We start from the raw sequence: 11,875 nt of genomic DNA on the forward strand, positions 1-11,875 counted from the left end.
GAAGATGGAACGATGCCGCAACCACTGGAAGCTGCCCTGACCGAGGTTCGGGCGCTGCTGCGCGACCCCGCGCTGACCCGGGCGGTCGCCGCCGGACGCCGTCGCGGTCGTCGCCCCACAGTCGAGCGGGCCGAGCTGCGGCCGGTGACGCTGAAGGCCGGGCCCCGACTTCAGGTCACCACCTCCGACGGCGTACGCCCGTACACCCGCAATGTCGCTCCCGGTCCCGAGGCCGACGCGGCGGTCGACGAACTGCTGGCCGAGCCCTTCGGCAACTGGCACGTGGAGACGACCGACGAGACCCTCCAGCTACGGGTGACCAAGTCCGGCGAGGCGCAGGTGCACCGGGCGGCGACGGCGCGACCGGCGGCGAAGCCCGCTGGAAACGACCGGGCCAAGGAGTACCTGCTCGATCCCGGCGACCCGATCTTCGCCGAGATCGGTGGCTCGGCGGCCAAACGGCGGCAGGTCGACGCGTTCCTGCGCGCCCTGGCGGCGACCCTGCCCGACGATCTGACCGGCCCGCTGCGGGTGGTCGACCTGGGCTGCGGCAACGCCTACCTGACCTTCGCCGCCTACCGTTACCTGGCGAGCCGGGGGCTCGATGTCGAGCTGGTCGGCGTGGACGTCCGCGAGGACCAGCGCCGCCGCAACACCGAACTGGCGCAGCGACTGGGCTGGGCCGACAAGGTCAGCTTCGTCGCCGGCACGATCGCCGAGGCCGTCGTCGACCCGTCCCCGGACCTGGTACTGGCGCTGCACGCCTGCGACACCGCCACCGACGAGGCGCTGGCGCGCGCGGTGCGCTGGCAGGCCCGCTGGGTGCTCGCGGCACCGTGCTGTCACCACGACCTCGCCAAGCAGCTACGCGCCGCGCCCACCCCGGGGCCGTACGAGCTGTTGACGCGGCAGGGCATCCTGCGGGAGCGCTTCGCCGACGTGCTCACCGACGCGCTGCGCGCCGGGTTGCTGCGGGCGCACGGGTACCGGACCGAGGTGGTGGAGTTCGTCGACTCCCAGCACACGCCCCGCAACCTGCTGATCCGCGCCCGCCGCACCGACGCCGTCGACCCACGGCCGGCGGACTACCGCGAGCTTGTCGACCAGTGGCAGGTCACGCCCCGGCTGGAGGTCCTGCTGGCCGCCGACGAGCCCGCCTAGTGCTCGGGCCGAAGCTTTAGCACCCTGTGTGCCTGCTAGGTGATTGGCCGACCACAGCCAACAGATCATCGGCCAAGGCAGAAGCGGCGGCCGATACAACGGGGGGGTCCCCGATACCTTGCTCGGCTCTTCCCGCCATGATCGATCCTGGCGCATCGGGGCCTGCAGCAAACAGGTCTGCCAGGACAACCAGAGCTTGCTCGGTAACCTGTTGCGCCAGTTCATCTGCCCGCAGCTCTGTCAGGCGGGCGGCGAGCCGTTCGGTTTGCACCGCGACGAGGAGACGGTAGATGTCGTGTGCGTCCTTGTCCACAAGGCGCTTGGGTGTCTCCTGCCGTTCGCCGATCTTGTGCAACTTCGCCACGAGCAAAGCCGCAGGACCGGCGACATTGGCCACATAGACCCGACCGTCTCCTGGAGCGAGCGCGTGTATGTCTATTGCTGCGTGATCCACGACTGCTGCTTCAAGTCCGACTGCTCTCCTGGCTACGTCTCTGGAATGCGGCGGAATTTTAACGGCGCGGCGACCTGGCCCACCAGCGAGCGCCTCCGGAACCATCAAGTCGACAGGGATGCCTTTAGGGTTCAGCCACGCCCCCGGCTGCCGCGCCTGGACATTGAGATGAAACCCGGCTGCGCTCATAGCCTCCTCGATCAACGGCTCCCGAGGAAGGACACGTGCGTCTAGGGCGAGGTCGCAATCCTTGGTCGCCTCGGCCAGTGCGACAGGCGCGGCACCCGTGTGCAGGTACACGGCCTGCGCCCCGACCACAACCACAGCGTTTGCGTGGTGACGGAGGGCTTCCAGCGCGTCCAGTAGCGCGCTACGCGCGGCTACAAGGAGATCAGCGTCGCCAGGCACGCTCGTGCTCCTCCATCCAGTTAAGGAGTTCCTCTCCCTCAGCCGGAGTCCGCCCAGGGCCTGTCAATAGATCAACAGCAGCTTGGCTCGGAGCTACGTAGAGCAAGCCTTCATCCCGCGTGAGCCGGTCGAATACGACGTCGTATTTTCCATGGGCTATCAATACGTTCGCGCCGGTCTCAACGGGGCGCAGCTTGAGCGTCTCGGCGGCTTGCTCAACATCGTCCACATATAGCATCGCCAGCCTGGCGGGCGCGTGAGGTGCCAGACGGTGGGCCGCCAGCGACCCCGTCAGCGCGTAGCGCAATCCGACCGCCTCCCGCAGATCCTGTTGAAGGGCTGGTATCCCTCGCGGACTCAGGTAGGCGTTGACACTGTTGCTGCGCTGAAAACCGTAGTCCTCGCTCCATCTTTCCAGGATTCGACGCCACTGGACGTCCAATATGGGTCCTCCCCGAGCGCGCGTTACAAAGGCCTCGCGCTCCAGGAACTCGACCACTCGGTACGTTGCGCCTGTCGATGCTCCGGACAGCCGAATCAAGTCTGGGACTGTCATGGCTTCACCGAAGTCCACGAGGGCGCGCACCACACGCGCCGCCGGCGACCCCTGCAGCGTGCCGCGCGGCCTGCCAGGCCCGCGCCACGGATCCCGATCTGCGCCCCTGTCCCGCAGGTATATCGCTGGACGCTCCAGCAAAATGTGCATGTTGCCGGTGGCATCGACGTAGGAGACGTCACGCTCCTCCAGCCATCTGCGGGCGGAAGATCCGATATACCGCGCAGCGACCATCGGCACCGGCTGCTCCACCTGGGGCAGACTGTACGAGCGAAGTTGATCAAGAAGTCCAGGAAGGTCGCTCGCGACCAGTGAGCGCTTCGCCTCGATGAGGAAGGTCGCTCTCTGCCCGTCCGGCGCGATCAGATCCGCTACACCGTCGATCCTGCGTTCCACCTCTACTAGGCGGATCGACCAACCAGCCGGTAGCCGGTCAGCGACGAGCGCCAAGGCGCGGCGGAGAACGTCGACCTCACGCTCCGGCGGCCTATCGAGGCCTTCCTTGCTGGCGGTCCGCATACCTAGCTCCGATGCTTGTTCGGGTAATCGGCCACTTCCGCTTCGAACGGAATCAGGCTATATTCAGAACCCGCTTTGGGCGTACATATCGCCCGGCGACGCGCCGCGACAGGAACTTCGGGGCGGGCTCGCGAGTAACCGCAACCCCCACTTGACACCTAAAGCAGGACGCTTGGCACGCGCCACTGGGAGCCCCGCCCGAGTGCGGTCAACGCCGGCGGTCGGTGTTGCCGCCCCGGTCCCGGCTGCCGGAACGGTCGAAGACCGACACCCGGTCCCCGATGTGCCGCGTCGCGCGGTCGTCGTCGATCGGGCTGCTCGGGAAGGGCACCACCTTGCCCGAGCTCTCGGCGTTACCGGCAGCCGTGAACGCGTTCCAGGAGATGTCGACGAGCAGCTTCTTCGTCTCGGCGTGCCGGACGGCAGCGTTGTGCTGCAACGCCATCCGCGCACCCAGGACCACGGCGACCAGCGTGGTGGTGATCGCGCCGGTGGCGGCCAGCACCTGGGCGCCGGTCGCCGCATCGGTGCGGAGCACCAGGACCAGCAGCCAGATCCAGAACCCGGCGGCGAAGACGCCGGCCTTGACGACGAAGAAGAGGCTCACCGCACCAGGCTGGTACGGCTGCGGACGGCGCGATTCGGCCATGGTGCTCCTCGGCGGTGGTCCGGGCGAACGCGGCAGGCGCGCGTGCGCCGTGCCGGGACGGGCACCGAGCTTAGTGGAAGAACGATGATGATCGCTCGGTACCGGTCCGAATACTGCCCGAGGTGGAGTCTCATCCGTGGGACAGTTTGTGTGGTCAGTCAGTGGTTTCCGATCCTCGGCGTACTACGCTCGGAGGCGCATCTTCCCAGTGCTCGGCCGGGAGGGAAAGACATACCGGAATGGGTTCCGCAGACGTAACACCGCAGATGGCGTTCGCCCGCTTCGTCCGGCGGGCCATCGACGACGCCCGCGAAGACCGCGGGTGGACCGTGACCGATCTCGCCGCACACACGGGCGTGGGCCGCTCCACCGTGTTCCGTTGGCTCGCCGGTGACTGGCAGGACTATCCGGAACTGGCCAAGGTACGCGGCTTCTGCGCCGCGCTGGACCTGCCGGTGGCGGCCGCGTTCCGGGCGCTCGGGCTGCCCGACGCCGGCCCGACGCCCCGACGGCGCAGTGACGACGGCCCGGTCGACGCCGACGTCCGCGCCATCCTGGACCGCCTGGCCGACCCCGCCGTGCCCGCCGAGGAGAAGCACCACATCCGCGACCTCCTCCGCTACCTGGCCCGCCGCCCCACCCGCCGAGCCAGCTAACCCCCCCCCCACCCCCACCCCACCCCCAACCCCAACCACGTGTTGATCATGAAGTTATTGCCGCGACACGCCGACGCGAGCGGCAACAACTTCATGATCAACGCAGTGGGGGGTGGGGGGTGGGGGCTTACGGGATGGTCAGGGTCAGTTCGGCGGTGTGGACGTTGGCGGCCACCTGGAAGTCCAGGTAGAGGCGGTAGCGGCCGGGGCCGGGGATCGTCAACCAGAACTTGACCTGGCCGTCGGCCAACTCCGGCTCGGGGTGCACGTGCAGGTAGCCGAGGTCGCCCTCGCGCAGCGCCACCAGGTGCCCGTACGCGCCCAGGTAGCGCTCCAGCACCGCGCCACCGGTCGGTCCGCCGATCCGGAAGGTCAGCGGCACCGTCACCCCTGCCTGCGGGCTGCCCTGGTAGCCGACCGTGAACCCATCCACCGTCGTCGAGATCGCCGGCGCGGGCAGCGGACGCGGCTGGTACGTACCCGGCACGACCAGGTCCACGCCGAGGGTCACGGCGCTCTGGCCACCGCTGTCGGCGACCGCCGTGAAGTCCGCGTACGCCCGCCAGACACCGGGCTGCGCCAGTGTCACCGGTACCGACCAGGTGCCGTCCGGCGCCATCGTCGGATGCAGGTGCTGATAGCCGGTCAGGTCCCGACGGACCACGATGACGTGCATCGGCTTGTCGTGTACGACGGCGAAGCGGGTGACCGGCCGACGTTGCGCGTCGCGTACCTGGAAGCGGAGCTGCCCGGGGCGGCCGGCCGGGAACTCGGTGGCCAGCGGCACGAGCGTGTACCCGCCGGAGCTGACGGACAGACCGCCGGGCTCGGTGGCCGCACCCTGGTCGGTGCCCGCGACGGACCCGTGGTCGTGGGCCGCCGTGCCCGCCGGATGTGTGTGGTCGGGGGTCAGCGCCGTACCGCCGGTGGTGCCGCCACCGACGTTGGTGCCGCCGTTCAGGCGACCGAGGCCGAAACCGAGCAGGACGGCGAGCACCAGCCCGCCGACCACCAGCGCCAACCGGACCGTGCTCCGGTCCGGCCCACCGGCGACACCACGGTCCGGGACCTCGGCCTGATCCGGGACGGCCGCCTGGTCCGACGCGACGGCATCCAGCTCGGGCACGGCCGCGCCCACCCTGCTTGACGCGACGGCGCTCCCGGCCGGCATGGCCGCGCCCGCGCCCGACGCGACGGCGCTCCCGCCCGACATGGCCGCGCCCGACGCGACGGCGCTCCCGCCTGACACGGCCGCGCCCGGCGCGACGGCGCTTCCGGTCGCGCCAGCCTGGTCAGGCACCGCCGGCGTCCAGCTCGTAGCCGGCCTCGTCGACCGCCGCCCGCACCGACTCGTCGGGCAGCGGCGCGTCGCTGGTCACCGTGGCGGTGCCGGTGGCCAGGTCGACCTGGACCTGCCGCACACCGGGCAGCGTCGACAGCTCGTCGGTGACCGCACGCACGCAGTGTGCGCAGGTCATGCCCGTGACGGCGTACGCGCGGGTGACGAGCTGCTGATCGGTCATCCCGCCACCGTACCGCCGCGCCCGGCCGGTTCCGGTCGACGCCGGGACAGGGTGGCGGCCGTCGCACTCTGCCCGCCCCGGGAACTTTCCGCCGCAGCCGTCGCCGGGTGCCCGGCGGTGACAGGTGTGGCTCAGCCGGCCACGGCGAGCGCGAGTGGCAGCACGTCGGGCGCGCCGGCCCGCCGCAGTTCACGGGCCACCATCGTCATCGTCCAACCCGAGTCGACCAGATCGTCGACGAGCAGCACCGGACCATCCAGCGCGGCCAGCGCGTCGGCCAGCTCGGACGGCACGGCGAAGGCCTCGTGCAGCGCGCGTACCCGCTGTGCGCTGTTGCCGCGCGGCCCGCCGGGGCCGCCCGGGCCGGTCGCGGCGACCGCGCCGAGCAGCGGCAGCCGGCCCACGGCGGCGATCCGCTCGGCCAGTGAACCGACCAGCAGGGGGCGACGGCGGGAGGAGACCGCGACCACCGCCACCGGGCGGCGGGGCCACGGGTTGTCGCCGTGCGCCCAGGCCTTCAGCACCTCCACCACCGCGCCGGCCACGTCGTCCGGCACCGGGGCGTCGGGCGCCTCCGGGCCGACCAGATCCCGCAACCGGCCGCCCCACCCCAGGTCGGAGAGGCGGCCGACCGCGCGGCCGGGCAGCGCCTGGTCCGTCGGGGCGATCCTGCCCTTGAGGGGTACGCCCACCGCGTCCAACCCGGTCGGCCAGAGCTTCTTGGGCGCGATCTCCACGCCGGGGCGGCCCAGGAAGGTCTGCGCGGCGGCGAGCGCGGCCGTCGAGACGTCCGCGTCGAACAGTGGGCCGGCACACCTGTCGCACCGACCGCAGTCGGCCGCCCCGGTGTCGTCGAGGCGTTCCCGTAGATATCGCATCCGGCAGTCGCCCGTCGACGCGTACTCCCGCATGGCCTGTTGCTCGACGGTGCGTGCCTCGGCGACGCGGCGCAACCGGGCCTCGTCGTAGACCCAGGGCTCGCCGGTGGCGAGCCAGCCACCGCGCACCCGGCGGACCGCGCCGTCCACGTCGAGGACCTTGAGCATCAGCTCCAGGCGGGCCCGGCGCAGGTCGACGAGGGGTTCGAGGGCCTGGGTGGAGAGCGGTCGGTCGGTGTGCAGGGCGGCCAGCACGGCCCGGACCTGCTGTTCCGGTGGGAACGCCAGCGAGGCGAAGTAGCGCCAGATGGCGGCGTCCTCCGCGCCGGGCAGCAGCAGCACCTCGGCGTGCTCGACGGCGCGGCCGGCGCGGCCGACCTGCTGGTAGTACGCGATCGGCGACGGCGGCGCGCCGAGGTGCACGACGAAGCCCAGGTCGGGCTTGTCGAAGCCCATGCCGAGCGCGCTGGTCGCCACCAGAGCCTTGATCTTGTTGTCGAGCAGGTCCTGCTCGGCGGCCCGCCGGTCGGCGTCGTCGGCCTGGCCGGTGTACGACGCGACCGGGTAGCCCCGGGAGCGCAGGAACTCGGTGGCCTCCCCGGCTGCCGCGACGGTCAGCGTGTAGACGATGCCGGAGCCGGGCAGCTCGTCCAGGTGGTCGGCGAGCCACGCCAGTCGGTGCGCCGGGCTGGGCAGGTCGAGGACGCCGAGCCGCAGCGACTCGCGGTCCAGCGTCCCGCGCAGGACGAGCGCGTCGCCCAACTGCTCGGCGACGTCCTCGGTGACCCGGGCGTTGGCGGTGGCGGTGGTGGCGAGCACGGGCGTGCGCTCGGGCAACTCGGCGAGGAACGTCCGCAGCCGCCGATAGTCCGGCCGGAAGTCGTGCCCCCAGTCCGAGACGCAGTGCGCCTCGTCGACCACCAGCAGACCGGTCGTCGCGGCCAGCTTCGGCAGCACGCCGTCGCGGAAGTCGGGGTTGTTGAGGCGCTCGGGACTGATCAGCAGGACGTCCACCGCGCCGGCCTGGATCTCGGCGGTGATCTCGTCCCACTCGTCGAGGTTCGCCGAGTTGATCGTGCGCGCGCGGATGCCGGCGCGGGCCGCCGCCTCGACCTGGTTGCGCATGAGGGCCAGCAGCGGCGACACGATGACTGTCGGCCCGTGCCCGCCGCCGTCGCCCCCGCCGGTCTGCTCGCGGTCACGCAGCAACGCGGTGGCCACGAAGTAGACCGCCGACTTGCCCCAACCGGTCCGCTGCACGCACAGCACCCGTCGCCGGTCGACGACCAACGCCTCGATGGCCCGCCACTGGTCCTCGCGCAGCCGGGCGTGCTCACCGGCCAGCCGGCGCAGCACCGCCTCGGCCCGCTCCCGTACCGCCGCCCGTTCGTCGCCCATCCGGCATTTCTACCAGCGCCGTACGTCAGAACCCCCGGCCGCGCGGGAGGTTCCCGTCACGATCCCTGCATTCGTGCCTCGTCGGACTGGGACGCCGGCGGAAGAAAGAGCAACAGGTCCCGAAGGGGCTCGGTCGCGCTCGGAGGCAGCAGGCAGCGCGCCGCGAGCTCCTCCATCGAGGCGTACGGGCCGCGCAGCCAGCGGTCCACGACGATCTGCCGGCCCTGCTCGGGTGTCAGGCCGGGCAGGGTGGTGAGCACCTGCTCGGGAACCGCGTTGACGTCGACCAGACCACCGTCGTCGAAGCTGCGGGCCAGGTCGGGCCGGCCAAGTCCCAGCTCGGTCCGGGCCGCCGGGTAGTGGTAGAGCAGGTAGCGGGCGTGCTCGCGCCGGATGCGCCGCTCTTCCTTCGCGCGACCCCGGGCGCTGTCCGGCCGTGCGGTGATCGCCTCCCAGAGCCCACGGCTGAGCAGGACCACATGCACCGCACCGGCGAGCCAGGTGATGACGGCCAGACCGAGGAATGTCACCGCCTCCGGGCCGGGCACCTCGGCGTCCGGATTCTCCATGTCGAGCATGGTCACCTCGACGACGACCAGCACCAGGTAGCCGACACCTGCGACAGCGAGGCGCCAACTCCGCCGCCAGACCGCGTACGCCAGGATCACCAGCCAGGTCAGGCAGCCGAACGAGAGCAGGACGAGCACCGTACCGAGGATCGTGACGGTCCTGCTCGCCCAGTAGGGCGCCTCCCGCCGCGCGGGCTGCACGGCAGTGGCCGGAGGCGGCGGAAGCAGCGGCGGAGGGGCTGAGACGACGGCCGGCGCCGGTTGGGTGGGGATGAGACCCGCGGGTGCGACCATCGGCGTCGCCGGTTCGCGCACTGTGGCCGCCACGGGCGGCGGCGTCGCCGGTTCGCGCACTGTGGCCGCCACCGGCGGCGGCGCCTCCGGTTCGGTGGGTTCCGCCCTCACGAGCGTCGGGTCGGAGCGCAGGATGCGCCCGTGCAGTTCCTGCAACGCCCCGCCCGGCTCGATGCCGTACTCCTCGCGGAGCAGCTCGCCGAACTCCCGGTAGGCGGCGAGCGCCTCGGCCTGCCGCCCGCTGCGGTAGAGCGCGAGCATGAGCTGGTGTCGCAGCCGTTCCCGGACGGGAAATTCGGCCACCAGCTCGACCAGCTCACCGACCGTCTCGCGGTGCCGTCCGAGGTCCAGCCTCAACTCGGCCCGGGTCTCCAACGCCACGGCCCGCAACTCCACCAACCGCTGCCGGGCCGCCTCGAAGATCGGGCCGGTGAAGCCGGTGAACGGCTCCCCGTGCCAGCGGTCCAAGGCGGTCGCCAACTCACTGAGCGCCTGTTCCGCAAGCCCGGACGCGTGTCGCTGGCGGGCGGCCTGCACACCCCGTTCGAAACGGACCGCGTCCACCGCCTCGGGATCCACCCGCAGCAGGTAACCGGCGTCGGTCAGGCTGAGCACCTGTCCGGGCGTCCGTGGGGACCGGTCCGGTTCCAGCACCCGGCGCAGCCCGGCCACGTACTTCTGCACCACGTTGGGACCGTTCGCGGGCGGCTCCTCCGGCCAGACCGCGTCGACGATCTGCCCGGTGGACACCGGACGGCCGGCAGCGAGCAGGAGTACGGCGAGCACCGCCCGCTGCTTACCGGGACCGAGGTCGATCTCTTGGTCGGCGTACCAGGCCCGCTGAGGACCGAGAATCGCGAAACGCAGTTGGCCTGACATGCGAGTTTCCGCTCCTGACACCCCCGGGACAGCCGGACGGCAGTGCCCGGCAGCCGGACGGCAGCATATCGGCAGCCGAACCGCCGTGCCGGCCGGCAGCATCCTCCTCGGCACAAGCCACGCAGCGAGAAAGAGAAATGCGATGACACAGGCAACGGGCACCGCCGGCACCATCCGACGGACGGTTGGTACGGCCGCCGCCGTGCTGGCCGCGACCACCCTGCTCGCGGGTTGCGGGCCGAAAAGCGAGCCCGCCGCGGCACCGCAGAGCAGCCCGTCCGCGAGCCCGAGCGTCAGTCCGAAGGAGGCGCTCCTCGACGCCGTCCCGGACGGCACGGAGGGGGCGTTCCGGTTCAGCGGCAAGGACGCGTCGAGCACGATCGACGGCCGGATCGACCCGGCGGCTAAGGCATTCGAACTCAACATGGTCATGCCGCCCGACGAGGGCGTCGTGGTGAAGATGTCGTTCCTGGTGATCGAGGAGCAGAACTGGGTGAAGGCGAAGTTCAGCGGCCGTCCCGGGCTTCCGAAGTTCCCCGACAAGTGGATGAAGCTGGACCGCGCGAAGCTGACCGATGCGACGAGCATCCCGACGTACGACGGCGTGGACCAGGGCAACGCCGGTCCGCTGATCCAGGCGGCCACCTCGGTCGAGCAGAAGAGCCCCGGCCAGTACGTCGGGTTCATCGACGTGAGCGCCGGGGAGGCGGCGAAGGCGCTGGAGGACGGCGAGGCGGCGGCCCTCGGCGAGGCCGGCAAGAAGGTGCCGTTCACGGCCGTGGTCGGTGCGGACAAGCACCTGGCGTCGCTGACGCTGAAGATGCCGGCAGCCGGGAAGGCGAAGGCGTACGACTACGTCGTCAGGTACGCCGACTACGGCAGCGTGCCGAAGATCACCGTGCCGACCGGTGCCGCCACCACGAAGGCCCCGGCAATGGCGTACGACCTGCTGAACGGCTGACCCACGACACAGAGGGCGGCGGCCACACGGGGGGCCGCCGCCCTGTCGTCGTCTGCGGACGCTGGCGTGGTCAGCGACCGAGGACCGAGCCGCCGTTGACGCCGAGGACCTGCCCGGTCACATAGCCGGCGGCCGGGCTGGCGAGGTAACGGATTGCCTCGGCGATCTCGTCCGGCAGTCCAGGACGCTTGACGAGGGTCTCCGCGACCCGCTTCGCGTACCCCTCGGGGGTCATCCGGTCGCCGAAGAACTCGGTCTCGGCGACGTAGCCGGGGCTCACCACGTTGACCGTGATCTGCTCCGGGCCGAGCTGCGCCGCCAGGGTGTACGCCCAGCCGTGCAGAGCTGCCTTCGCCGCCGCGTACGGGTCAGCGCCGCCCCGCTGGGCGGCGATCGAACTGACTATGATCACCCGACCGCCGGGCCGACGCAGCGCCGGCCGCAGCGCCTCGGTCAACAGCACCGCGGTGAGGACGTTGGCGTCGAGGTTGGCCCGCCAGTACGCGGCGGTCCCGGCCAGCGTCCCGGTGTCCCCGGCCAGGTAGCTCCCGGCGTTGTTGACCACCGCGTCGACCGGCCGGCCGGCGACCGCCGCCACGACCCGCTCGAGCTGCTCCGGATCGGTCAGGTCCGCGGTCACCGGGGTGACCTCGCCCGGCCGTCCACAGTCGACACTGATGCGCTCGGCGGCGGTGGCCAGGGCATCCCCGCGCCGCCCGACGACAAGAACGTCGTACCCGTCCCGCGCGAACGCGGAAGCAACCGCCGCCCCGATCCCGGTCGCACCCCCACTGACGACAGCAAGCCGCGAATCCATGTGCATACCCTCCCTCGGCCGAACCCCGCCACAGAACCCCGTCGATCATGACGTTATCGCCCTCCCGCACGGCGTGTCGGGGCAATAACTTCATGATCGACGGGGCGGGGGGCGGGGGCGGCGCGGCCGGGGCCGGGGGGCGTACGGTACAGT

Annotated in this window: 11 protein-coding genes; 3 read left to right on the forward strand and 8 right to left on the reverse strand. The window is 71.3% G+C overall.

Annotated features, from left to right (window positions below; all coding sequences use genetic code 11):
• Positions 1 to 12 precede the first annotated feature (12 nt).
• Positions 13 to 1,161, forward strand: coding sequence for an SAM-dependent methyltransferase (locus tag ABZU91_RS20090; RefSeq protein ID WP_355242321.1), 1,149 nt, complete (start codon positions 13 to 15; stop codon positions 1,159 to 1,161).
• Between the two features lie 16 nt (positions 1,162 to 1,177).
• Here ABZU91_RS20090 and ABZU91_RS20095 read toward each other — a convergent pair whose 3' ends face one another.
• From ABZU91_RS20095 to ABZU91_RS20105, 3 genes are all read right to left on the reverse strand, one after another.
• Positions 1,178 to 2,023 carry a hypothetical protein gene (locus ABZU91_RS20095; protein WP_355242324.1) on the reverse strand — a complete coding sequence of 282 codons (846 nt, stop codon included), beginning with the start codon at positions 2,021 to 2,023 and terminating at the stop codon, positions 1,178 to 1,180.
• Complete coding sequence (locus ABZU91_RS20100) at positions 2,007 to 3,098, reverse strand: hypothetical protein (protein WP_355242327.1); 1,092 nt, start codon at positions 3,096 to 3,098, stop codon at positions 2,007 to 2,009. The genes ABZU91_RS20095 and ABZU91_RS20100 overlap by 17 nt, the downstream gene beginning before the upstream one ends.
• Before the next feature lie 208 nt (positions 3,099 to 3,306).
• Entirely contained in the window at positions 3,307 to 3,747 is a 441-nt protein-coding gene (locus ABZU91_RS20105) for a hypothetical protein (protein ID WP_355242330.1), read from the reverse strand.
• A gap of 239 nt (positions 3,748 to 3,986) precedes the next feature.
• Here ABZU91_RS20105 and ABZU91_RS20110 point away from each other — a divergent pair, with 239 nt between their 5' ends.
• Positions 3,987 to 4,403 carry a helix-turn-helix transcriptional regulator gene (locus ABZU91_RS20110; protein ID WP_355242333.1) on the forward strand — a complete coding sequence of 139 codons (417 nt, stop codon included), beginning with the start codon at positions 3,987 to 3,989 and terminating at the stop codon, positions 4,401 to 4,403.
• Positions 4,404 to 4,530: 127 nt separating this feature from the next.
• Here the strand turns inward: ABZU91_RS20110 and ABZU91_RS20115 are convergent, their stop codons facing one another.
• The 4 genes from ABZU91_RS20115 to ABZU91_RS20130 all read right to left on the reverse strand — a co-directional run bounded on the left by ABZU91_RS20115 (position 4,531) and on the right by ABZU91_RS20130 (position 9,944).
• Positions 4,531 to 5,529: a hypothetical protein gene (locus ABZU91_RS20115; protein ID WP_355242336.1), complete on the reverse strand. Its 999-nt coding sequence runs from the start codon at positions 5,527 to 5,529 to the stop codon at positions 4,531 to 4,533.
• A gap of 166 nt (positions 5,530 to 5,695) precedes the next feature.
• Positions 5,696 to 5,926, reverse strand: coding sequence for a heavy metal-associated domain-containing protein (locus tag ABZU91_RS20120; RefSeq protein WP_355242339.1), 231 nt, complete (start codon positions 5,924 to 5,926; stop codon positions 5,696 to 5,698).
• A gap of 131 nt (positions 5,927 to 6,057) precedes the next feature.
• Positions 6,058 to 8,202, reverse strand: coding sequence for a DEAD/DEAH box helicase (locus tag ABZU91_RS20125; protein WP_355242342.1), 2,145 nt, complete (start codon positions 8,200 to 8,202; stop codon positions 6,058 to 6,060).
• Positions 8,203 to 8,258: 56 nt separating this feature from the next.
• Positions 8,259 to 9,944, reverse strand: coding sequence for a BTAD domain-containing putative transcriptional regulator (locus ABZU91_RS20130; protein WP_355242346.1), 1,686 nt, complete (start codon positions 9,942 to 9,944; stop codon positions 8,259 to 8,261).
• A 142-nt stretch (positions 9,945 to 10,086) separates the two neighbouring features.
• On the opposite strand from ABZU91_RS20130, the gene ABZU91_RS20135 reads away from it, so the two are divergent.
• Entirely contained in the window at positions 10,087 to 10,905 is an 819-nt protein-coding gene (locus ABZU91_RS20135; protein ID WP_355242349.1) for a hypothetical protein, read from the forward strand.
• A 70-nt stretch (positions 10,906 to 10,975) separates the two neighbouring features.
• Here ABZU91_RS20135 and ABZU91_RS20140 read toward each other — a convergent pair whose 3' ends face one another.
• Positions 10,976 to 11,722 (reverse strand): SDR family oxidoreductase, encoded by a 747-nt coding sequence (locus tag ABZU91_RS20140; protein WP_355242352.1) that lies wholly within the window; start codon positions 11,720 to 11,722, stop codon positions 10,976 to 10,978.
• Positions 11,723 to 11,875: the final 153 nt, after the last annotated feature.

The sequence above is a fragment of the Micromonospora sp. NPDC005174 genome, assembly GCF_040608495.1.
GTDB lineage: Bacteria > Actinomycetota > Actinomycetes > Mycobacteriales > Micromonosporaceae > Micromonospora.

Coding starts and splice junctions, on each gene's coding strand:
- ABZU91_RS20090 (WP_355242321.1), top strand. CDS start 13: ATGCCGCAACCACTGGAAGCTGCCCTGACCGAGGTTCGGGCGCTGCTG.
- ABZU91_RS20100 (WP_355242327.1), bottom strand. CDS start 3,098: ATGCGGACCGCCAGCAAGGAAGGCCTCGATAGGCCGCCGGAGCGTGAG.
- ABZU91_RS20105 (WP_355242330.1), bottom strand. CDS start 3,747: ATGGCCGAATCGCGCCGTCCGCAGCCGTACCAGCCTGGTGCGGTGAGC.
- ABZU91_RS20110 (WP_355242333.1), top strand. CDS start 3,987: ATGGGTTCCGCAGACGTAACACCGCAGATGGCGTTCGCCCGCTTCGTC.
- ABZU91_RS20120 (WP_355242339.1), bottom strand. CDS start 5,926: ATGACCGATCAGCAGCTCGTCACCCGCGCGTACGCCGTCACGGGCATG.
- ABZU91_RS20125 (WP_355242342.1), bottom strand. CDS start 8,202: ATGGGCGACGAACGGGCGGCGGTACGGGAGCGGGCCGAGGCGGTGCTG.
- ABZU91_RS20130 (WP_355242346.1), bottom strand. CDS start 9,944: ATGTCAGGCCAACTGCGTTTCGCGATTCTCGGTCCTCAGCGGGCCTGG.
- ABZU91_RS20135 (WP_355242349.1), top strand. CDS start 10,087: ATGACACAGGCAACGGGCACCGCCGGCACCATCCGACGGACGGTTGGT.
- ABZU91_RS20140 (WP_355242352.1), bottom strand. CDS start 11,722: ATGGATTCGCGGCTTGCTGTCGTCAGTGGGGGTGCGACCGGGATCGGG.